Raw genomic sequence first — 20,106 nt, forward strand, 5'->3', positions numbered from 1 at the left:
AAGGCAGCCCGTTTGATGATTACGATGCTTCGTCTAACCAGACTAGCAGAATCGCTTCGAGAATTTTTTCATTCGATGCATTCGGATCATCGTCAAACTCTTCCAGCTCGCAGATCCACTGGTGCATATCGGTGAAGCGCACGGTTTTCGGATCTACGTCCGGGCGGCTGTCGTACAGCGCCTCGCCGATTTCGCGGCTATCGGTCCATTTCAGCCCCATATTAGTGCTCCCGCGCGTGGTTGATGGTGTAACGCGGAATTTCAACCACCAGATCTTCATCGGTAACACGCGCCTGGCAGCCTAAGCGGCTTTCCGGCTCCAGACCCCACGCTTTATCCAGCATGTCGTCTTCCTCTTCGCTGCTTTCCGGCAACGAGTCAAAACCTTCACGTACCACACAGTGGCAAGTGGTGCAGGCGCAGGATTTTTCGCAGGCATGCTCAATCTCAATCCCGCCGCGCAGGGCGACATCAAGAATGGTTTCACCGCTCTTAGCTTCCAGAACTGCGCCATCCGGACAGAGATCCTGATGAGGCAGAAAAACAATTTTAGGCATATTAAACCTCGTCGACGGAATGGCCTTTCAGCGCGGTACGTACGGATTGATCCATACGGCGTGCGGCGAATTCCTGGGTTTGTTTATCTACATTTTTAATGGCTTGTTCTATCGCGTCGGTGTCATCGCCGTCGGCAACCGCGCGTAACTGCGCGACTGCGTCGTCGATCTCCGCACGCTCTGCGGCGCTTAACAGCGCGGCGTCAGCGGCAAGCGCGCTGGCAAGACTTTCCAGCACGCGCGCGGCTTCCACTTTCTGCTCCGCCAGCATGCGCGCTTTCACGTCCTGCTCGGCGAAACTCATGGAGTCTTTGATCATGTCGGCGATTTCGCCATCGGTCAGACCGTACGACGGTTTCACCTGAATGGAGGCTTCCACGCCGGTGGATTTTTCCATCGCGGTTACGCTGAGCAGACCGTCAGCATCGACCTGGAAGGTGACGCGAATATGCGCCCCGCCCGCCGGCATCGCCGGGATACCGCGCAGTGCAAAACGCGCCAGTGAACGGCAGTCTGCCACCAGCTCACGCTCGCCCTGCATCACATGGATAGACATCGCTGTCTGGCCATCTTTGAAAGTGGTGAACTCCTGAGCGCGCGCCACCGGAATGGTGGTGTTACGCGGGATCACTTTTTCTACCAGGCCGCCCATCGTTTCCAGCCCCAGCGAGAGCGGGATGACATCCAGCAGCAGCATTTCGCTGTCCGGCTTGTTGCCAACCAGAATATCGGCCTGGATTGCCGCGCCAATCGCCACCACTTTATCCGGGTCAATCGACGTCAGCGGCGTGCGGCCAAAGAACTCGCCAACCCGCTCGCGCACCAGCGGCACGCGCGTCGAGCCACCGACCATGACCACTTCCAGCACTTCTTGCGCTTCGACACCCGCATCTTTCAGCGCGCGACGACAAGAGAGTAAAGTGCGTTTGACCAGCGTTGAAATCAACGCTTCAAACTGGGTACGTGCAATGGTGCCCTGCCAGCCCGCCACCTCAACGGTGACGCTGTCGGCCTCGCTGAGGGCGATTTTTGCGGCAATCGCCGCATCCAGCAATTCGCGCTGTTGGCGCACATCGCTGCGATCGGCAATTCCCGCCTGTTCGCAAATGTAATCCGCCAGCAGATGGTCGAAATCGTCGCCGCCGAGCGCGGAATCACCGCCGGTCGCCAGCACTTCGAAAACGCCACGGCTCAGGCGCAAAATCGAGATATCAAAGGTGCCGCCGCCGAGGTCATAAACCGCAATCACGCCCTCTTTGCCGGAGTCCAGACCGTAGGCGATAGCCGCAGCGGTCGGTTCGTTCAGCAGACGCAATACGTGCAAGCCCGCCAGACGCGCCGCATCTTTGGTGCCCTGACGCTGTGCGTCATCAAAATAGGCAGGAACAGTGATCACCACGCCGTCCAGCTCGCCGGAAAGCGTCTCTTGCGCGCGCGCGGCAAGGGCTTTGAGGATATCCGCAGAAACGCGAATCGGGTTAACCAGGCCGCCACGCGTGGCAATCATCGGCAGACCATTTTCGCTCGGCTGGAACTGCCACGGCAGGCGCGGGTAACGCGCCTGAATGTCGGCCAGGCTGCGCCCCATCAGGCGTTTCACCGAGCTAATGGTGTTTACGGAGTCCTGCGCGGCGTTGGCGCGCGCATCGTAACCGACAACATGGCTGTCGGCCTGGTAGTTAACCACCGAAGGGAGCAGGTGACGTCCGGCGCTGTCGGCCAGCGTTTCCGCCTGTCCGCTGCGCACGGTGGCAACCAATGAATTGGTGGTGCCGAGATCGATACCCGCCGCCAGACGACGCTGGTGCGGCGCGGCGCTCAGACCGGGCTCACTAATTTGTAATAAGGCCATGATGTGCTTCCAAAAAATTAAAAACCGAGCAGTTTTTCTTCGAGTTGTTCTGTTGCGCTGCGCAGTTTATCGAGAAAACGCAGTTTACGCACGGTATCCGCCGCCGCGTCCCACGTCTGGCTATCTAATTGCTCCACCATTTGCCGATGGCGGATGTCATACATTTCTTTCACACGCTGTTGAAATGCTTCCAGACGGGTCGCGTCTTGCGCTTTTTCAATCTCGTCCAGCTCTTCACGCAGCTCAAGTTGTTCCATTAAGAAGGCGGTATCGCGCACCGTGTGTTGCTCAGAGGCTAAATCAAAACCGTGCAGCGACAGCAAATATTCTGCGCGCGTTAGCGGGTTGCGCAGCGTTTGCCATGCCTGGTTAATGGTAGCGGATTGCTGGACGGCAGCCAGTTGTTCCGCCTGCGGGCGGTTTGCGAAGCGATCCGGGTGGAACTGACGTTGCAGATCCTGGAAACGTGTCGCCAGCGCCTGAACATCGAGCGGATAGTGGGCCGGCAACCCAAAGAGGGTGAAGTAATCCATAACAATTCCGGGTGTGCAATCGAAACAAACCCCACGCGCAGGACGCTGCGGTGGGGTCATCGGATGGTGGCGATTAAACGTTGAAGCTTTCGCCGCAACCGCACTCGTCTTTAACGTTCGGGTTGGTGAATTTAAACCCTTCGTTCAGGCCTTCTTTGACGAAGTCCAGCTGAGTACCGTCGAGGAATTGCAGGCTTTTGCCGTCAACCACTACCTTCACGCCTTTGTCTTCAAACACCGTGTCTTCTTCGTTCGGCGCATCGACAAACTCAAGGACATAAGCCATACCAGAACAGCCGGAGGTTCTCACCCCCAGGCGCAGACCAAACCCTTTACCACGGTTGGCCAGGAAGGTATTGACTCGCGCGGCAGCACTGTCGCTCAGGCTAATGGACATGACAACAACCTCCCGCCTTATTTCGCTTCTTGTTTACTTTTGTAATCCGCAATTGCGGCTTTAATCGCGTCTTCCGCCAGGATAGAACAGTGAATTTTCACCGGCGGCAGTTCCAGCTCTTCGGCGATATCGGTGTTTTTAATCGCCTGCGCTTCGTCCAGTGACTTGCCTTTCACCCATTCGGTGACCAGCGAGCTGGAAGCGATTGCAGAGCCGCAACCGTAAGTTTTAAAACGCGCGTCTTCGATAATGCCTTTATCGTTAACTTTGATCTGCAGTTTCATCACGTCGCCGCACGCCGGTGCGCCAACCATGCCGCTACCAACCGTGTCGTCGTTGTCAAACGAGCCAACGTTGCGCGGGTTTTCGTAGTGATCGATTACTTTTTCGCTATAAGCCATTTTTTCTTCTCCTGCTTGCGCAACTATTAATGATGAGCCCATTCGATGGTGGTCAAATCCACGCCCTGTTTGAACATTTCCCACAGCGGAGAGAGTTCACGCAGACGGCCGATGGATTTACGTACCAGCGCGATGGTGTAGTCAATTTCTTCTTCGGTGGTAAAACGACCTAAAGAGAAACGGATCGAGCTGTGTGCCAGCTCATCATTCATGCCCAGTGCGCGCAGCACGTAGGACGGTTCCAGGCTTGCAGAGGTACAGGCAGAGCCGGAGGATACAGCCAGATCTTTCAGCGCCATGATCAGCGACTCGCCTTCAACGTAGTTAAAGCTGACGTTGAGGATGTTCGGTGCGCCGTGCTCGAGATCGCCGTTCAGGTAAACTTCTTCAATGTCGTTGATGCCGTTCCACAGACGGTTACGCAGCGCGCGCAGGCGTTCCATTTCGCTCGCCATCTCTTCTTTTGCGATGCGGTACGCTTCGCCCATGCCGACGATCTGGTGGACAGGCAGAGTACCGGAACGCATACCGCGCTCATGACCGCCGCCGTGCATCTGCGCTTCGATACGCACACGCGGTTTACGCTGAACGTAGAGCGCACCGATGCCTTTCGGCCCATAAATTTTATGGCCGGAGAAGGACATCAGATCCACTTTCAACTGGCTCAGGTCGATAGGCAGTTTGCCCACGCTCTGGGTGGCGTCAACGTGGTAGATAATGCCGCGCGCACGGCACATTTCGCCGATGGCCGCGATATCCTGTACCACGCCGATTTCGTTGTTCACGTGCATGATGGAAACAAGGATGGTGTCTTCACGCATCGCCGCTTCCAGCTCTTTCAGGTCGATAATGCCGTTGCTCTGCGGAGCAAGATAGGTCACTTCGAAGCCTTCGCGCTCCAGTTGACGGCAGGTGTCCAGCACGGCTTTGTGTTCGGTTTTGCTGGTGATAATGTGCTTGCCTTTTTTCTGATAAAAGTTGGCTGCACCTTTAATCGCCAGGTTATCGGATTCGGTTGCACCGGAAGTGAAGACGATTTCACGCGGGTCCGCACCGACCAGTTCTGCAATCTGGTTACGGGCGATATCTACCGCTTCTTCAGCTTGCCAGCCAAAACGGTGAGAACGGGAAGCAGGGTTACCAAAGGTCCCGTCCAGGGTCAGAAACTGCATCATTTTCTCGGCAACACGCGGATCCACCGGCGTGGTTGCGGAGTAATCGAGATAAATCGGTAATTTCATTGCTCTTTAAACTCCGTACATCGCTCTAATGCAAGGAATCAGGCAACCGGCTGGATGTACGACCGCGTTAACAGGGCACTGTTTTGTGCCCTGGCCCGATTCTGAATTCTGTTTTTTATTATGCGCGCAGTTTGACGTCGATAGCGTCTTGAGCGCGGGTGGTGCGATGGGATTCGTTACTGTGCTGACGATCGGACACATCGAGGATTTCCTGGTTGTTTACCAGTTCGCCCAGCGTGATGTTGTTTAAGAAACCGGTCAGACGATCGCTCAGATCGCGCCACAGCGCATGGGTCAGGCACTTATCACCACCCTGGCAGCCGCTTTTACCCTGGCAGCGGGTTGCGTCTACGGATTCGTCAACTGCGCTAATCACTTCGCCAACGGCAATGGTATTTGCGTCTTTACCCAGCAGGTAACCGCCGCCCGGGCCACGTACGCTGGCGACTAAGCCATTTTTACGCAGACGGGAGAACAGCTGCTCCAGGTAGGAGAGGGAAATTCCCTGACGCTCGGAAATATCAGCCAACGGAACCGGGCCCGCTTCGGAGTTGAGTGCAACGTCCAGCATTGCGGTCACGGCATAACGCCCTTTAGATGTCAGTCTCATGTCTTACAAGCCTCAAACTCGCCCCTGCCCGGGGTGTATTATTAATATGTTAATGTTGCATAGCAGACGCAAGTCTGACATTCCCGACTAAATTGGTCAACTATTTAGTTGACTGTTTTAGTCAGGTATTTGTCGTTTAGTGCTTTCATAGAGTTAGGCCGAAAAAAGGCCATTTCCCGGCCTCGCGCATTACTCTTTATGCTTCTGTTCGATCGACGCCAGGATGCCGCGCAGGATATTAAGCTCCTGACTTTCCGGGCGCGCGCGGGTAAACAGACGGCGCAGTTTGTTCATCACCTGGCCGGGGTGGTTTTCACGAATAAAACCGGTCGCCAGCAGCGTTTGCTCCAGATGCCCGTAAAAACGCTCCAGATCGTCGACCAGCGGGTACGGCGTCTCTTCATGTTCAACCGCCGGGGCAGTGCTCTCTTGCGCTGCCAGCCAGGCCATGCGCACTTCATAAGCAATAACCTGCACCGCCATCGCCAGGTTCAGCGAGCTGTATTCCGGGTTGGCGGCAATCGCCACGTGGTAGTGGCACTTTTGCAGCTCATCATTAGTGAGGCCAACGCGTTCGCGACCAAATACCAGCGCGATGGGCGCGTGTTGCGCTTCGGCAACGCTTTTCAGCCCGCATTCACGCGGATCGAGCATCGGCCACGGCAGCGTGCGGGAACGCGCGCTGGTGCCAACAACCAGGCTGCAACCGGCGAGCGCTTCATCCAGCGTGTCGACGATTTGCGCATTGCCAATCACATCGCTGGCACCTGCGGCCAGCGCGATAGCCTGTGAATCCGGTTTTACCAGCGGGTTCACCAGCCAGAGATTCGTTAAACCCATTGTTTTCATTGCACGAGCAACAGAGCCCATGTTGCCGGTGTGGGAGGTTTCCACCAGTACGATTCGAATATTTTGCAGCATAGATTTTCAACGGCTAAAGAATATTCGCGCATATTATCATAAAGCAAAGACATAATCCGAATTCGCTGCTATGATATGCGCCGTTTTCCGTTCTTTAACATCCAGTGAGAGAGACCGATGCATCCGATGCTGAACATCGCCGTGCGTGCTGCGCGCAAGGCGGGTAATTTAATTGCCAAAAACTACGAAACTCCGGACACCGTAGAAACCAGCCAGAAAGGCAGCAATGATTTCGTGACCAACATTGATAAAGCAGCCGAAGCGCTGATTATCGAAACAATCCGCAAATCTTACCCGCAACACACCATCATCACCGAAGAGAGTGGTGAGCACGAAGGCGCTGACCAGGATGTGCAATGGGTTATCGATCCGCTGGATGGCACTGCCAACTTTGTTAAACGCCTGCCGCACTTCGCGGTATCCATCGCCGTACGAATCAAAGGCCGCACAGAAGTCGCTGTGGTTTACGATCCCATGCGTAACGAACTGTTCACCGCTACTCGCGGTCAGGGCGCACAGCTGAACGGCTACCGCCTGCGCGGCAGCACGGCTCGCGATCTGGATGGCACCATTCTGGCGACCGGCTTCCCGTTCAAAGCCAAACAGCACGCCACCACCTACATCAATATCGTCGGCAAACTGTTCACCGAATGCGCGGACTTCCGCCGCACGGGTTCCGCTGCGCTGGATCTGGCCTACGTTGCCGCTGGCCGCGTGGATGGTTTCTTCGAAATCGCGCTGAAACCGTGGGATTTTGCCGCCGGTGAACTGCTGGTGCGTGAAGCTGGCGGCCTGGTGTGCGATTTCACCGGTGGTCACAACTATATGATGACCGGCAACATCGTGGCGGGTAACCCGCGCGTAGTTAAAGCGATGCTGGCGAATATGCGTGAAGAGCTGAGCGACGCGCTGAAACGCTAAGTCTGGCTGTGCCCGGTGGGGGTTCGCCGCCACCGGGTGCTATCAAAACGGTCGCAATCCGCCGCCCGGCGGTAACGCACTGACCCACATTATTACCGACGCGCTAATTAACAACGCGCCACCGGCCAGAGCCAGCGTGCTCCAGCCAACCTGTCGCCACAATACCGGCGCACGATCCCCACTTAATTTCACTGCCAGTTGGCGAAAACCATGGACCAGCAACGCCAGCGAACTGATGGTCAGCGACGTTCCGACCGCCATGGCCAGCGCGGAGGCCACACCCCAGCTAAACACGCCAATCACTTTACTGAACAGCAGCACCATGATCGCACCGGAACAGGGGCGCATCCCCATCGACAAAATAATCATTAACCGTGCGCGCCAGTCATCACCGCTCTGCAACTGCGAGGCCGTGGGTAAATGCTGATGACCGCAACCGCATCCTTCGTGATGCACATGGTGCGGCGTAAAGGCGCGGAATTTCGGCGCTTGTACAAGCGCGCGCAGCTTTTTCAACGCTCGCCAGCACAAAAGCACTCCCAGCACACCAACCAGTAAATAACTGCCCTTCTCCAGCCAGTAACTGCTCAAATGCAGCTGCCGCGCGGGCAGCGCCAGAATACTCAGCACAACCACCACCAGCGCAATGGCCACCAGCCCCTGCAACAAAGAAGAGGCCAGCGTTAAGCCAATCGCCGGTTTCAGTTTTGACGGATGCGTGGCAAGCCAGGTGGTGATCACCACTTTGCCATGTCCCGGCCCAAGCGCATGTAGCACGCCATAGACAAAACTGAACAACAGTAGCGCCCCACCGGCCTGGCGCGGGTTTTCTGCCACCGCTTTCAGTAAGCCGCTCATTTTCATATTCACATCGCGCTGCCAGATAACGCTTTTCACCATTACCTGCGGCCAGATCTGCCACAGCCACAACGCGGCGGCCAGCGCACACAGCATAAAAAGCACCAGCGGCCACCAGTGCAATAAGCGTCGTTTTCGCGCCGTAGCGCTCACCATCACGGACATGTCAGCGTCACCGTCTGGGCAAATTGTTTACCGAGTTCCATATCTTCTGCCGGCGCATCGGCTTTATCCAGCGACTGGGCATAATTCAGCACTTCCTCGCCGGGTTTGGGCGTTTGTACCGCCAGTTTGCAGCCCTGCGGTGCGGCGGCAGGCAATGCCGCGTCGCTCGCTTTTGCGTAACTCATATCGACAAAATAGGTGGGATCGAAAGTGGAAAATGTATACCGCTGGCCGCTGAGCACCTGCGGTTCGGCGAGCGGCAAAACAAACGTCAGCACCGCCTGGTGCGCGACCTGTTCCATGCCATATTCCGTCGGTCGGTTAAGAAACTTCACTTTCTGCCCGTTGTGCCAGACTTCGGTGAAATAGTGTTGCCCCAGCACGTTTGCCATCACTTCCGCCGCTAGTTTTTTCCAGATCTCATCGCCAGGTTTTGCATTGCCCGCGTCATACAGCAGATCCGCCGAAGTGATCTCATCCATCGTCCAGCGCATTTTCAGCCCGGTGAACTGCTCGTTGTCGATCAACACTTGCGTTTTCATGCGGATAAAACTGTGCGGATGCGCCGTCGCTGAAAACGATAAAAGCGCGAGAAACAGGCCACTGGCGCATTGTTTAACTGCTTGCATGTATTCCTCACGAGAAAAATTCTGTGATGCTCCCCGGCAATCCTGAATGAAAGAGCTGCCGCTGCGCTATCGCTGAGCATACCTTTAACTACGCTTATCAAAAACCCCAACTGGAACCTGACAGATGACAACTGTAATGACACCGCCATCTGCGCTCTCCAGTCCGCAGCGCCGCTGCCAGGTGCTTTTGATGCTCGCCTTGCCGGGGCAACACGTCACCATGGAACATATCAGCGCTATGAATGGAGTGGACGACGCCATGGCTCGCCGGGATATCGCTGAAACGGAAAGTGAAATTCAGCGCTACCACCGGCTCTCTATCGTTCCCCATCCTAACGGCGGCTTTCGGATTGAGGGCGCTCCACTCGATCAACGTTTATGCCTGTTGCACTGGCTTCGCCGTGCGCTGCGGCTGTGCCCGCAATTTATCACGCAACAGTTTACCCCGGCGTTAAAAACCGCGCTTAAACAGCAAGGCATTGCCCGAACGTTATACGACGATACAAATCTGCTGGCGTTGATTAACCTCTGTTCGCGCCGCCTGCAGCGCGTCTTTGAATGCCGGGATATGCAGTTTCTGCGTCTCTATTTGCAATATTGTTTACTGCAGCATCACCACGGACATACCCCGGAATTTAACCCGGTTCAGCAAGAGTGGGCGCAAATGCGCGCCGAGTATCAGGTGGCGCAGGAGATTGTGCGCCACTGGCAGCGTCGCGTTGTCGACTATCCGCAGCAGAATGAGCACCTGTTTTTGTCGCTGCTGTTTATGCTGGTGCGCACGCCCGATCCGCTGCGTGACCAGCAACACCAGGATCGCCGTCTGCAAAAAGCCATCCGCCGGATGATTGCCCGCTTTCACGCTCTGGCGGGGCTGCGTTTCAGCGATGAACAAGGCTTAAGTGCTCAGCTCTATATTCACATTGCCCAGGCGCTGGATCGCAGCTTGTTTGGTATTGGCATTGATAGCAGCCTGCCCGAAGAGATCAACCAGCTTTACCCGCGTCTGATGCGAACCACCCGCGATGCCTTGCAGGAGCTGGAAGACGAGTATGATTTGCGCTTCAGCGATGAAGAGGCGGGGCTGGTGGCGGTGATTTTCGGCGCCTGGCTGATGCAGGACAGCGATATGCATGAGAAACAGGTGGTGTTGATTACTGGCGAAGACAGTACCCGCGAACAGCAGATTGAGCAGCAACTGCGCGAATTAACGCTGCTGCCGCTCAGTATTAAATATCTGCCACTGGCGGAATTTCGTAAGGCCGGCGCACCGAAAGACGTGACATTGATTATCACGCCTTACACTACGCCGCTGCCGCTGTTCTCACCGCCGCTGATCCACACCGACGGTCCGCTGAGCGGGCAACAACAGCGGCATATCCGCGACATGCTGGAAAGCTAGCGGGCCTGCACGGCGACGTTCGGGCGCAGGAACAGGGCCGGAATGGCCAGCACGGCCATGACAAAAAACAGCCCCTGATGCAGATGTTCAAACAGGAAACCGGCGATCATGGTCATCAGTGCAATACTGCCGCCCATCGCGACCGCTGAATAGACCGCTTGTAAGCGGATGACTTCGCTGCCCTGCCGCGCCGAGATATAGCGCATGGCGGCAAGATGGCAAACGGTAAACGTGCCGCAGTGCAGGATCTGGGCAATAATCAGCCACGGAAGCGCGGTCGTCCAGCCCATCAGGCTCCAGCGCACCAGCCCGCAAACGGCGGAAAGCAGCAGCAGATCGCGTGCGCTGAAGCGGCGGAACAGACGATTACTGAGCGCGAAAATCACCACTTCCGCCACCACCCCCAACGACCACAGATACCCGACCGTTGAAGCAGAGTACCCCGCCGACTGCCAGTAAATGGCGCTGAAGCCGTAGTAAGCCGCATGTGCGCCCTGCAGCAGCGACACGCAGGCGAGAAAACGCCAGTTCTGCGCAATCAATACCCGCCACGCCTGCCAGCCTGCGCCCTCCTGCTGGCGATTTTCACCCTGCGGCAAAATGGAAGGACGCAGCAACATACCGAGCAACATGGATGCCGCGCCCAGCGTCAGCAACGCCAGAATCGCCTGGTAATCAAACAGGCTCACCAGCTTGCCGGTGAGCGCCGAACCAATCACAAAAGCAATCGATCCCCACAGCCGTACCCGGCCATAATCCATCGGGAACTGTTTTTGCCAGGTGCCCGCCAGCGCATCGGTGAGCGGCACCAGCGGCGAAAAGAAGAGGTTAAAACCGATGATAATGACCGCCAGCCACGCCACATGCGTTCCGGCATAAAACGCCAGCGCAAAAAGCAATGTTGCCAGCGCCAGCACGCGCAGGGCCGTAATCAAGCGGGAGGGATCGCTCACGCGCGGAGCGATGAAAAGGCTGCCAAGGAAGCGGGCGACAAGACCTGCGCCGAGCAACATACCGATGATTTCGGGGGTCAGCCCCACGCCTTTGAGCCAGACGCTCCAGAAAGGTAAAAAGATGCCGTAGCTAAAAAAGTAGGTGAAATAAGCGAGCGCCAGCCAGCGCGTGGACTGCAAGACCATGATTTCCTCCTGAATGGAGGCGATAGTCTGGCGATAAATAACAGGGCTGGCAAGTAACAATCAGGCAACACATGCGCTTACCCAACGTTTGCAGGCGAATATCTGCCCCCAGGTTGCTCGCCGTTGCTTAGCGAATATAAGAATCCAGCACGCTCAGCACCACATCCAGATCCGCTTCACGCTTAATTTCGTCGTTCTCATGCACGATATGATCGGTCAGATGGCCTTTGATCACTTCGCGCATTAACCCGTTTACTGCGCCGCGGATCGCCGCGATTTGTTGCAAAACCTGGGCGCATTCATGAGGCTCATCGAGCATTTTTTTCAGCGCGGCAACCTGCCCTTCTATTTTGCTCGCCCGCGCTTTTAGCTTTTTCTTGTCCCGGATGGTGTGCGACATACAGACCTCAAATCGACCGTGCTTAAACGAACCTTAGCATACCATGCATCAACTGGGGGGGAGTTTATTTCTACTGGGGGGTAGTATTTACTACTGGGGGGGAGTAGATTTGAGCGCACAAATTTTTACCGAGAATTATTCTCATGAATGACTTCACCACGCTTTTTCAGCAAGGGAACGCCTGGTTTTTTATTCCAAGCGCCATCCTGCTCGGCGCGCTGCACGGCCTCGAACCGGGGCACTCTAAAACCATGATGGCGGCATTTATCATCGCCATCAAAGGCACGGTTAAACAGGCCGTGATGCTAGGTCTCGCCGCCACGCTATCCCACACGGTGGTGGTGTGGCTGATTGCGCTCGGGGGCATGTATCTCAGCAGCCAGTTCACCGCACAAGCCGTTGAACCCTGGCTGCAAATGGTATCTGCGGTGATCATTTTTGGTACGGCGGTGTGGATGTTTCTGCGCACCTGGCAAGGTGAACGTTCGTGGCACGCCGGGCATCATCATCACCACGAACATGACCACGGCCACGCGCACCGTGCTCCAAGCCTGGTACTTCAGCCGGTACAACCAGCTCGTGTCACCGCGCAGCCAACGATCTTGTCGCTGCGAAAAGTGACTAAAGAAGAGGAGTATCAGGATGCGCACGAGCGGGCACATGCACGGGATATTGAGCGGCGTTTTACCGGCGGCGAGGTGACTAACGGTCAGATCCTGCTATTCGGTTTAACCGGCGGGCTTATCCCCTGCCCTGCGGCGATCACCATTTTGCTGATCTGTATTCAGTTAAAAGCCATCACGCTGGGCGCAACATTAGTGGTCTCTTTCAGTATCGGGCTTGCACTCACACTGGTTGCGGTTGGCGTTGGCGCGGCAATCAGCGTCCAGCAAGCGGCAAAACGCTGGTCCGGCTTTAACACGCTGGCGCGTAAGGCACCCTATTTTTCCAGCGCACTTATCGCGCTCGTCGGCGTTTATATGGGCATTCACGGCTATAGCGCGCTGCACTAAGACATAAAAAAACCCGCCGCAGCGGGTTTTTCGAAGCGGAATAAACTTAGGCGTAAACCGGGAAACGGGCGCAGATATCCAGGACTTTACCTTTGACGCGCTCGATAACTGCTTCGTCATTGATGTTGTCCAGCACGTCGCACATCCAGCCAGCCAGCTCTTTTACTTCCGCTTCTTTGAAGCCGCGGCGAGTCACAGCCGGAGAACCGATACGGATACCGGAAGTGACAAACGGGCTCTTCGGATCGTTCGGCACGCTGTTTTTGTTCACGGTGATGTTCGCACGGCCCAGCGCGGCATCCGCTTCTTTACCGGTCAGGTTTTTATCCACCAGATCCAGCAGGAACAGGTGGTTTTCAGTCCCGCCGGATACCACTTTGTAGCCACGGTTCAGGAACACTTCCACCATCGCTTTGGCGTTTTTGGCAACCTGCTGCTGGTAAACTTTAAACTCTGGCTCCATCGCTTCTTTCAGTGCCACCGCTTTTGCCGCGATAACGTGCATCAGCGGGCCGCCCTGCGCGCTTGGGAAAACAGCGGAGTTCAGTTTTTTGTACAGCTCTTCGTCACCGCCTTTCGCCAGGATCAGGCCACCGCGCGGACCCGCCAGGGTTTTGTGGGTGGTGGTGGTCACAACGTGCGCATGCGGAACCGGGTTCGGGTAAACGCCTGCGGCAATCAGACCCGCAACGTGTGCCATATCAACGAACAGGTAAGCACCGATGCTATCGGCGATTTCACGCATTTTCGCCCAGTCAACGATACCGGAGTAAGCAGAGAAACCACCGATAATCATCTTCGGTTTGTGCTCTTTCGCCTGCTTCGCCATGTCTTCGTAGTCAATTTTACCGGACTCATCAATACCGTAAGGGATGATGTTGTACAGTTTGCCAGAGAAGTTAACCGGGGAGCCGTGAGTCAGGTGGCCGCCCTGCGCCAGGTTCATACCCAAAACGGTATCGCCCGGTTGCAGCAGCGCGGTGTAGACCGCGAAATTCGCCTGCGAGCCGGAGTGCGGCTGCACGTTAGCGTAATCCGCGCCAAACAGTTCTTTCGCGCGATCAATCGCCAGTTGCTCAACGATATCCACATACTCGCAACCGCCGTAGTAGCGTTTGCCCGGATAACCTTCGGCGTATTTGTTCGTCAGCTGAGAACCCTGAGCCTGCATTACACGCGGGCTGGTGTAGTTTTCGGAGGCGATCAGTTCAATGTGTTCTTCCTGACGTACTTTTTCCTGCTCCATAGCCTGCCACAGTTCGGCATCATAATCGGCAATGTTCATTTCACGCTTTAACATCCGCATCTCCTGACTCAGCTAACAAAACAACTCTAAATGAGGGCCCAAATTTGGGGAACGGCCCACAGTATAACTGATTAATATTCTGATAACAGGTCTTGACAAAGGTTTTTACGCAAACGATTGGCTCCGCGTCAGACAAGGGTTTGAGCGATAAGACACTTCCCCGTTAAAGCGGATTTCTTTTCAGGTTTGTGATGCAACTTATTCACGATGTAAATCCCTTTACATTGTCCGCTCTTTACAAGCCAGGTCGCCGCGCTATAAGATGCATTTAAAATACAACTTTAAATGTTCTGTAAAAAAGGAAGCAATCATGCTCGACGCCCAAACCATCGCTACGGTCAAATCCACTCTTCCCCTGCTGGCGGCTACCGGCCCAAAACTCACCGCTCATTTTTACGACCGGATGTTCACTCACAATCCGGAACTGAAAGAGATTTTCAATATGAGCAACCAGCGCAATGGCGATCAGCGTGAAGCGCTGTTCAACGCCATTGCCGCTTACGCCAGCAATATTGATAATCTTGCCGCGCTGCTGCCGGCGGTAGAAAAAATCGCCCAGAAGCACACCAGCTTCCAGATCCAGCCGGAACAGTACAACATTGTTGGCACACACCTGCTGGCGACGCTGGATGAGATGTTCAGCCCGGGGCAAGAAGTGTTAGACGCCTGGGGAAAAGCCTACGGCGTACTGGCGGGTGTCTTTATCAACCGTGAAGCGCAAATCTACAGCGAACACGCTGAAAAAGTCGGCGGCTGGCAAGGCACGCGCCTGTTCCGCCTGGTAGAGAAAAAACCGCAGAGCGCACTTATCACCAGCTTTGAATTTGAACCCGTCGACGGTCAGCCGGTCGCCGCTTATCAGCCAGGGCAATATCTGGGTGTCTGGCTGAAGCCTGAAGGTTTCGCCAATCAGGAGATCCGCCAGTATTCACTGACCCGCAAGCCCAACGGCAAAAGCTACCGTATCGCGGTAAAACGCGAAGCGGGTGGGCAGGTTTCTAACTGGCTGCATAACAGTGCGAAAGTGGGCGATATCGTGCATCTTGCAGCGCCTGCCGGGGATTTCTTTATTGATGTGCAGAGCAACACGCCGGTCACGCTGATCTCCGCGGGTGTCGGTCAAACACCGATGCTGGCGATGCTCGACAGCCTTTCAAAATCGCAGCATGCCGCGCAGGTAAACTGGTTCCACGCCGCGATGAATGGCGAGGTGCATGCCTTTGCCGATGAAGTAAGCAAACTGGGTGCGTCGCTGAACCATTTTTACCAGCATGTCTGGTATCAACAGCCTGCGGCGGCTGAGGTGAACAGCGGTCGCTATCACAGTGAAGGGTTGATGGATTTGCGCGCGCTGGAAGGGAAGTTCAGCGATCCGGCGATGCAGTTTTATCTCTGCGGCCCGGTCGGTTTTATGCAGTTTGTCGCGCAACAGCTGGTCACACTTGGCGTGAACAAAGAGAGCATTCATTACGAATGCTTTGGCCCGCATAAAGTGTTGTAAAACAGGCACCCTCACCCTGCGGGGTGAGGGAAAATATCAGATTGCGGCGTCGTCTTCTTCGCCGGTACGGATACGCACCACGCGTGCGACATCAAAGACGAAGATCTTACCGTCGCCGATTTTACCGGTCTGGGCAGTACGGATAATGGTGTCCACGCAGGTATCAACGATGTCGTCAGTCACGACAATTTCAATCTTCACCTTCGGCAGAAAATCCACCATATACTCCGCGCCACGGTAAAGTTCAGTGTGGCCTTTCTGACGACCAAAACCTTTCACTTCCGTTACCGTCATCCCGGTGATGCCGACTTCAGCCAGCGCTTCACGTACATCATCCAGTTTGAAAGGTTTAATAATCGCATCAATCTTTTTCATGGTCGTTCCTTACACGCTCTTGCCAGTCTGCTGCATCGTAATCGGTTGCTCACAGTACCATAATCATTTCACCATTACTCTTTAAAGTCGTTGGCGTCGAGCTCATGGCGGGAGAGTAATTTGTAAAACTCGGTGCGGTTGCGCCCCGCCATGCGCGCGGCATGCGTGACATTGCCCTTAGTGATTTGCAGCAGCTTGCGCAGGTAGTTCAGTTCAAACTGGTTACGCGCCTCAACAAAGGTCGGCAACGCCGTATTTTCCCCTTCCAGCGCCTGCTCCACCAGCGCATCGCTGATAACCGGCGATGAGGTGAGCGCCACACACTGTTCAATGACGTTAACCAACTGGCGCACATTGCCAGGCCAGCCGGCGGTCATCAGCCGCTTCATGGCATCGGTGGAAAACGCGCGAACAAACGGTTTATGTCTCTCTGCCGACTGTTTCAGCAAATGATTGGCCAGCAGCGGAATATCTTCCGCACGCTCAGCTAACGCCGGGATCTTCAGGCTCACCACATTCAGCCGATAGTAGAGATCTTCGCGAAACTCGCCGCGCGCCATCGCTTTCGGTAAATCACGGTGCGTGGCTGAAATGATGCGCACATTAATATCGATATCGCGGTTACTGCCAAGCGGGCGCACTTTGCGCTCCTGCAACACGCGCAGCAGTTTGACCTGCAACGGAATCGGCATATCGCCAATCTCATCAAGGAACAGCGTACCGCCCTCCGCCGCCTGGAACAGCCCCTCCCGGCTACTGACTGCGCCGGTAAACGCACCGCGCGCGTGACCGAACAGTTCAGATTCCAGTAACTGTTCCGGCAACGCGCCGCAGTTAATGGCGATAAACGCACTTTTGCTGCGCGGACTGGCGTTATGAATCGCCTGCGCGAGCACCTCTTTCCCGGTACCGCTCTGGCCGTTAATCAGCACGCTCACGTCAGATTGCGCCACCATCCGCGCCTGCTCCAGCAGACGCAGCATCACCGGGCTACGAGTGACTATGGTTTCACGCCACTGGTCATCCATCGCCGAACCGCTGTGCTCCAGCGCATCGTCAATCGCTTTATACAGCGCGTCTTTGTCCACCGGTTTGGTCAGAAAGCTGAACACGCCCTGCTGGGTCGCGGCCACCGCATCGGGAATCGAGCCGTGGGCCGTCAGGATAATCACCGGCATGCCCGGCTGTACGCGCTGGATTTCGGCAAACAGCTGCATACCGTCCATCTCATCCATGCGCAGATCGCTTATTACCAAATCGACCTTTTCCCGCGCGAGAATGCGTAATCCTTCCTGCCCGCTTTCCGCCGTGACGATGCTGTAGCCTTCGCTGGTGAGGCGCAGCCCCAGCAGTTTTAACAGCCCCGGATCGTCATCCACCAGCAACAGATGGGCAGGTTTACGGCTGGTCATGGTTTCACATCCTCCTGAGTGCCGTCGCTTTTAGACGGGTGAGAACTGTCCGGCAGGTCAGTAGCGGCGGGTTTATTGCGCGTGGAGAGACGCCGTTCGATATCGGTGAGGTTTTCCAGTTTACGGGTAGTTGTTTCCAGTTGTTCGCGCAGGAATTGTTGTTGCTGGCGCAGACTATCCAGCTCGCTGTCCGCGGATTGCTGTAACTTCGCGTAACGGGCGCGCTCTTCCGCCAGTTGTAATTGGGCTTTTTCACCATCGCGCCACAGCTCAAACAGTGGACGAACCTGCGCAGGGATCGTGGGGCTTAATGCGCCCAGCCGCTCGGTGTATTCACGACGCTCAAGCGGCGAAATTTTGGCGTTAGAGAGCAAAATGCCGCGCCTGAACGTTGCCTGCCAGTTATCGTCAGACCAGGTACGTGCTTCAGCACGCGCGGCGGCAGGCGATAAACGTTGCGCACAGTCCATACCGCGCAGCCAGTAAAGCGGATTGGTGTCGACGTTTTGCCCGGACAGCGACCAGATATCGTCGCAATCTGTGGACAAAAAATCGGCCAGTTGATGTTCAGGGAGCCGTTCTTCCTGGAGGTCATGAATCGCGCTTTGCGGTTTTTGTGCAACACACCCCGCCAGCAGCAGACAAGGAAACACGCGAAGCCAGGCGTTTTGCTGTGTAACCGCGTTAATCACGCGGGAAAAAACATGCGACATACTCACCAGATTTAGATTCATTGAGTGGATTTTTCCGGCGCATTGAGAGGTAGCTCAATACGGAAACAGACATCAGCTTTGCTGCTCGCCACCAGATGCAGTTCGCCTTGCATACGGCGAATGCAGTCCCTGGCAATGCTTAGCCCCAACCCGCTGCCTTTCACCGCGCCTTTTCGCTGGTGGCTGCCCTGGAAGAACGGTTCGAAGATCATTTCACGCTCCGTTTCAGGGATCGGCGTACCGGTATTTGCCACTTCGATACAGAGCCGCGCGTTGGCAGTATAGCTGTGCAGAGAAATGTTACCGGATTCAGCACCATAGTGCACCGCGTTGGAGTAAAGATTATCCAGCACGCTCATCAGCAACATCGGTTCGGCCTGGCAGGTCGCCACATCAAGGGCGACATCGGTATGCATCATTTTAGCTCGCGCCGGCAAACTGTGGGCAGAGATCACCATTTCTACCAGTGGCGCAAGTTCCACGGTTTCCAGCTCTACCGACCCCTCCGCCAGCTTGCGGTTGTAATCCAGCAATTGCTCAATCAGTTTTTGCAGATTGCGGCTGCTGGCATCGAGGATCTCCACCACCTCTTTCTGTTCCATCGTCAGCGGTCCAACAACCTGATCGGCCAGCAACTCGGTGCCTTCGCGCATGCTGGCAAGCGGCGTTTTAAGCTCGTGGGAAAGGTGGCGTAAGAATTGATGACGCTGTGATTCAAGCCAGGCGAGTCTTTCGCTCAGCCAGAGGATCCGTTCCCCAACATAACGCAGTTCGCGCGGGCCTTTAAAGACAACGCTACGGCCCAGGGTTCTCCCCTCGCCCAAGCGATTAATCATCCGCTCGATGCCCTTCACCGGACCGATGATCATGCGGGTAAACAGCAGGACCAGCGCCAGGCTCACCAGGAACAGCACCAGCGCCTGCCAGCCGAAAAACTGGCCGCGTTCGGCAATTTCCAGCTGAAGCTGTTGCCCGCGGGAAAAAACCACCGCCCGTGTCGATTGCACCATCTCGGTATTGGCGGCGGCAAACGCTTCAAGCTGCGCAGAGGCCTCGGCAGACGGGCCGCTATTTTTACATTGCAACTGGGCGAGCGCGTTTAAATCCTGGCGCAACGCCTGGTAAAGTTTATCGTCAGGGAGCACGCCCGCGTGGGCGTCAAGCATTTCGCTATAACGCTTACGCTGATTCTGATACACGCGCGCCAGGGTGGCATCATCCAGCACACAGTACTGCCGGTAGCTACGCTCCATTTCCAGTGCGGCATTGGTCATTGCTTCACTGCGACGCGCGTCAATCAACGTTGTGCGGTTAGTCTGCAACGCCTGCGCACTGAGTGCGTTCAGGCTTTGCCACGCCTGCCAGGCTAACACCAGCAGCGGCAACAGGATTAACAAAAACGCCATCATGACCAGTTGGCGAAGCGAGCGGGGGAAAACAGGCCAGCGTTTCAATGCACTTCTCTCGCAAAAAAAGGTATGGAGATGCTAACTGATTTACCAAAAGCCAGAAACAACAAAGCCGGGTATTAACCCGGCTTTGTTATGAAATTAGGCGGTGCCTAACTCGACGTTTCGCCCGATGCCTGATAAAGCAACGCAATTATCAGCAGGTGGACGGCAGGCACCTTTAAGTGCGTCATTCGAAGTTTATGTAGCGCGTCCCGAAGGGGCTGACATAAGGAGGTGAATGAGCCACTGCGTAATATTATGCAGGTATTGTGCCAACACGCCAACAATTAATTTAATCTATTGATTTTT

Annotated in this window: 22 protein-coding genes; 4 read left to right on the plus strand and 18 right to left on the minus strand. The window is 55.6% G+C overall.

From position 1 onward, the window contains the following. Nucleotides 1-19 precede the first annotated feature (19 nt). From iscX to trmJ, 9 genes are all read right to left on the minus strand, one after another. Complete coding sequence (gene iscX, locus H650_RS07620; protein ID WP_007370809.1) at nt 20-220, minus strand: Fe-S cluster assembly protein IscX; 201 nt, start codon at nt 218-220, stop codon at nt 20-22. Between the two features lies 1 nt (nt 221). After that, entirely contained in the window at nt 222-557 is a 336-nt protein-coding gene (gene fdx, locus H650_RS07625; RefSeq protein WP_017459006.1) for an ISC system 2Fe-2S type ferredoxin, read from the minus strand. A gap of 1 nt (nt 558) precedes the next feature. After that, nucleotides 559-2,409, minus strand: a complete 1,851-nt coding sequence (gene hscA / locus H650_RS07630) for a Fe-S protein assembly chaperone HscA (protein ID WP_020454725.1) — start codon at nt 2,407-2,409, stop codon at nt 559-561. A gap of 17 nt (nt 2,410-2,426) precedes the next feature. Next, on the minus strand, nt 2,427-2,942 hold the full coding sequence (gene hscB / locus H650_RS07635; RefSeq protein WP_020454726.1) for a co-chaperone HscB: 516 nt from the start codon (nt 2,940-2,942) through the stop codon (nt 2,427-2,429). Nucleotides 2,943-3,015: 73 nt separating this feature from the next. After that, on the minus strand, nt 3,016-3,339 hold the full coding sequence (iscA, locus tag H650_RS07640; RefSeq protein WP_017459009.1) for an iron-sulfur cluster assembly protein IscA: 324 nt from the start codon (nt 3,337-3,339) through the stop codon (nt 3,016-3,018). 17 nt (nt 3,340-3,356) lie between these two features. Next, nucleotides 3,357-3,740 carry a Fe-S cluster assembly scaffold IscU gene (gene iscU, locus H650_RS07645; protein WP_017459010.1) on the minus strand — a complete coding sequence of 128 codons (384 nt, stop codon included), beginning with the start codon at nt 3,738-3,740 and terminating at the stop codon, nt 3,357-3,359. 26 nt (nt 3,741-3,766) lie between these two features. Next, nucleotides 3,767-4,981 (minus strand): cysteine desulfurase, encoded by a 1,215-nt coding sequence (gene iscS / locus H650_RS07650; protein ID WP_020454727.1) that lies wholly within the window; start codon nt 4,979-4,981, stop codon nt 3,767-3,769. Between the two features lie 118 nt (nt 4,982-5,099). Further along, complete coding sequence (iscR, locus tag H650_RS07655) at nt 5,100-5,591, minus strand: Fe-S cluster assembly transcriptional regulator IscR (RefSeq protein WP_020454728.1); 492 nt, start codon at nt 5,589-5,591, stop codon at nt 5,100-5,102. Between the two features lie 189 nt (nt 5,592-5,780). Beyond that, complete coding sequence (trmJ, locus tag H650_RS07660) at nt 5,781-6,512, minus strand: tRNA (cytosine(32)/uridine(32)-2'-O)-methyltransferase TrmJ (RefSeq protein ID WP_020454729.1); 732 nt, start codon at nt 6,510-6,512, stop codon at nt 5,781-5,783. A gap of 117 nt (nt 6,513-6,629) precedes the next feature. On the opposite strand from trmJ, the gene suhB reads away from it, so the two are divergent. Then, nucleotides 6,630-7,433: an inositol-1-monophosphatase gene (gene suhB / locus H650_RS07665; protein ID WP_020454730.1), complete on the plus strand. Its 804-nt coding sequence runs from the start codon at nt 6,630-6,632 to the stop codon at nt 7,431-7,433. 42 nt (nt 7,434-7,475) lie between these two features. On the opposite strand, the gene H650_RS07670 is transcribed toward suhB, so the two are convergent. Together H650_RS07670 and H650_RS07675 are read right to left on the minus strand one after the other, a co-directional pair. Next, complete coding sequence (locus H650_RS07670; RefSeq protein ID WP_020454731.1) at nt 7,476-8,456, minus strand: nickel/cobalt transporter; 981 nt, start codon at nt 8,454-8,456, stop codon at nt 7,476-7,478. Further along, nucleotides 8,447-9,085 carry a DUF1007 family protein gene (locus tag H650_RS07675; RefSeq protein WP_020454732.1) on the minus strand — a complete coding sequence of 213 codons (639 nt, stop codon included), beginning with the start codon at nt 9,083-9,085 and terminating at the stop codon, nt 8,447-8,449. Before H650_RS07675 ends, H650_RS07670 begins: the two co-directional genes overlap by 10 nt. 124 nt (nt 9,086-9,209) lie before the next feature. On the opposite strand from H650_RS07675, the gene csiE reads away from it, so the two are divergent. Further along, nucleotides 9,210-10,487: a stationary phase inducible protein CsiE gene (csiE, locus tag H650_RS07680; protein WP_020454733.1), complete on the plus strand. Its 1,278-nt coding sequence runs from the start codon at nt 9,210-9,212 to the stop codon at nt 10,485-10,487. On the opposite strand, the gene H650_RS07685 is transcribed toward csiE, so the two are convergent. Together H650_RS07685 and rcnR are read right to left on the minus strand one after the other, a co-directional pair. Beyond that, nucleotides 10,484-11,626, minus strand: coding sequence for a 3-phenylpropionate MFS transporter (locus H650_RS07685; RefSeq protein WP_020454734.1), 1,143 nt, complete (start codon nt 11,624-11,626; stop codon nt 10,484-10,486). The two genes, csiE and H650_RS07685, sit on opposite strands and share 4 nt — an antisense overlap. Before the next feature lie 127 nt (nt 11,627-11,753). Beyond that, nucleotides 11,754-12,026, minus strand: coding sequence for a Ni(II)/Co(II)-binding transcriptional repressor RcnR (gene rcnR, locus H650_RS07690; RefSeq protein WP_017459019.1), 273 nt, complete (start codon nt 12,024-12,026; stop codon nt 11,754-11,756). A gap of 143 nt (nt 12,027-12,169) precedes the next feature. Here rcnR and H650_RS07695 point away from each other — a divergent pair, with 143 nt between their 5' ends. After that, entirely contained in the window at nt 12,170-13,039 is an 870-nt protein-coding gene (locus H650_RS07695; RefSeq protein ID WP_020454735.1) for a nickel/cobalt efflux protein RcnA, read from the plus strand. Between the two features lie 46 nt (nt 13,040-13,085). Here the strand turns inward: H650_RS07695 and glyA are convergent, their stop codons facing one another. Next, nucleotides 13,086-14,339, minus strand: coding sequence for a serine hydroxymethyltransferase (glyA, locus tag H650_RS07700; RefSeq protein WP_008502165.1), 1,254 nt, complete (start codon nt 14,337-14,339; stop codon nt 13,086-13,088). Between the two features lie 316 nt (nt 14,340-14,655). Here glyA and hmpA point away from each other — a divergent pair, with 316 nt between their 5' ends. After that, the gene (hmpA, locus tag H650_RS07705; protein ID WP_020454736.1) at nt 14,656-15,846 is read left to right on the plus strand and encodes an NO-inducible flavohemoprotein; all 1,191 of its coding nucleotides are present in this window, start codon (nt 14,656-14,658) and stop codon (nt 15,844-15,846) included. Between the two features lie 36 nt (nt 15,847-15,882). On the opposite strand, the gene glnB is transcribed toward hmpA, so the two are convergent. From glnB to qseE, 4 genes are all read right to left on the minus strand, one after another. Continuing rightward, nucleotides 15,883-16,221: a nitrogen regulatory protein P-II gene (gene glnB, locus H650_RS07710; RefSeq protein ID WP_002438074.1), complete on the minus strand. Its 339-nt coding sequence runs from the start codon at nt 16,219-16,221 to the stop codon at nt 15,883-15,885. A gap of 74 nt (nt 16,222-16,295) precedes the next feature. Then, on the minus strand, nt 16,296-17,633 hold the full coding sequence (glrR, locus tag H650_RS07715; RefSeq protein WP_017459023.1) for a two-component system response regulator GlrR: 1,338 nt from the start codon (nt 17,631-17,633) through the stop codon (nt 16,296-16,298). Continuing rightward, nucleotides 17,630-18,367 carry a two-component system QseEF-associated lipoprotein QseG gene (qseG, locus tag H650_RS07720; protein WP_020454737.1) on the minus strand — a complete coding sequence of 246 codons (738 nt, stop codon included), beginning with the start codon at nt 18,365-18,367 and terminating at the stop codon, nt 17,630-17,632. Before qseG ends, glrR begins: the two co-directional genes overlap by 4 nt. Continuing rightward, the gene (gene qseE / locus H650_RS07725) at nt 18,364-19,800 is read right to left on the minus strand and encodes a two component system sensor histidine kinase QseE/GlrK (protein WP_071925215.1); all 1,437 of its coding nucleotides are present in this window, start codon (nt 19,798-19,800) and stop codon (nt 18,364-18,366) included. Before qseE ends, qseG begins: the two co-directional genes overlap by 4 nt. Nucleotides 19,801-20,106 lie beyond the last annotated feature (306 nt).

Source organism: Enterobacter sp. R4-368, assembly GCF_000410515.1.
Classification (GTDB): Bacteria; Pseudomonadota; Gammaproteobacteria; order Enterobacterales; family Enterobacteriaceae; genus Kosakonia.

What these genes read in the sequence shown, in the direction of transcription:
- iscX (WP_007370809.1), bottom strand. Translation starts at nt 220, where the DNA reads ATGGGGCTGAAATGGACCGATAGCCGCGAAATCGGCGAGGCGCTGTAC.
- fdx (WP_017459006.1), bottom strand. Translation starts at nt 557, where the DNA reads ATGCCTAAAATTGTTTTTCTGCCTCATCAGGATCTCTGTCCGGATGGC.
- hscA (WP_020454725.1), bottom strand. Translation starts at nt 2,409, where the DNA reads ATGGCCTTATTACAAATTAGTGAGCCCGGTCTGAGCGCCGCGCCGCAC.
- hscB (WP_020454726.1), bottom strand. Translation starts at nt 2,942, where the DNA reads ATGGATTACTTCACCCTCTTTGGGTTGCCGGCCCACTATCCGCTCGAT.
- iscA (WP_017459009.1), bottom strand. Translation starts at nt 3,339, where the DNA reads ATGTCCATTAGCCTGAGCGACAGTGCTGCCGCGCGAGTCAATACCTTC.
- iscU (WP_017459010.1), bottom strand. Translation starts at nt 3,740, where the DNA reads ATGGCTTATAGCGAAAAAGTAATCGATCACTACGAAAACCCGCGCAAC.
- iscS (WP_020454727.1), bottom strand. Translation starts at nt 4,981, where the DNA reads ATGAAATTACCGATTTATCTCGATTACTCCGCAACCACGCCGGTGGAT.
- iscR (WP_020454728.1), bottom strand. Translation starts at nt 5,591, where the DNA reads ATGAGACTGACATCTAAAGGGCGTTATGCCGTGACCGCAATGCTGGAC.
- trmJ (WP_020454729.1), bottom strand. Translation starts at nt 6,512, where the DNA reads ATGCTGCAAAATATTCGAATCGTACTGGTGGAAACCTCCCACACCGGC.
- suhB (WP_020454730.1), top strand. Translation starts at nt 6,630, where the DNA reads ATGCATCCGATGCTGAACATCGCCGTGCGTGCTGCGCGCAAGGCGGGT.
- H650_RS07670 (WP_020454731.1), bottom strand. Translation starts at nt 8,456, where the DNA reads ATGTCCGTGATGGTGAGCGCTACGGCGCGAAAACGACGCTTATTGCAC.
- H650_RS07675 (WP_020454732.1), bottom strand. Translation starts at nt 9,085, where the DNA reads ATGCAAGCAGTTAAACAATGCGCCAGTGGCCTGTTTCTCGCGCTTTTA.
- csiE (WP_020454733.1), top strand. Translation starts at nt 9,210, where the DNA reads ATGACAACTGTAATGACACCGCCATCTGCGCTCTCCAGTCCGCAGCGC.
- H650_RS07685 (WP_020454734.1), bottom strand. Translation starts at nt 11,626, where the DNA reads ATGGTCTTGCAGTCCACGCGCTGGCTGGCGCTCGCTTATTTCACCTAC.
- rcnR (WP_017459019.1), bottom strand. Translation starts at nt 12,026, where the DNA reads ATGTCGCACACCATCCGGGACAAGAAAAAGCTAAAAGCGCGGGCGAGC.
- H650_RS07695 (WP_020454735.1), top strand. Translation starts at nt 12,170, where the DNA reads ATGAATGACTTCACCACGCTTTTTCAGCAAGGGAACGCCTGGTTTTTT.
- glyA (WP_008502165.1), bottom strand. Translation starts at nt 14,339, where the DNA reads ATGTTAAAGCGTGAAATGAACATTGCCGATTATGATGCCGAACTGTGG.
- hmpA (WP_020454736.1), top strand. Translation starts at nt 14,656, where the DNA reads ATGCTCGACGCCCAAACCATCGCTACGGTCAAATCCACTCTTCCCCTG.
- glnB (WP_002438074.1), bottom strand. Translation starts at nt 16,221, where the DNA reads ATGAAAAAGATTGATGCGATTATTAAACCTTTCAAACTGGATGATGTA.
- glrR (WP_017459023.1), bottom strand. Translation starts at nt 17,633, where the DNA reads ATGACCAGCCGTAAACCTGCCCATCTGTTGCTGGTGGATGACGATCCG.
- qseG (WP_020454737.1), bottom strand. Translation starts at nt 18,367, where the DNA reads ATGAATCTAAATCTGGTGAGTATGTCGCATGTTTTTTCCCGCGTGATT.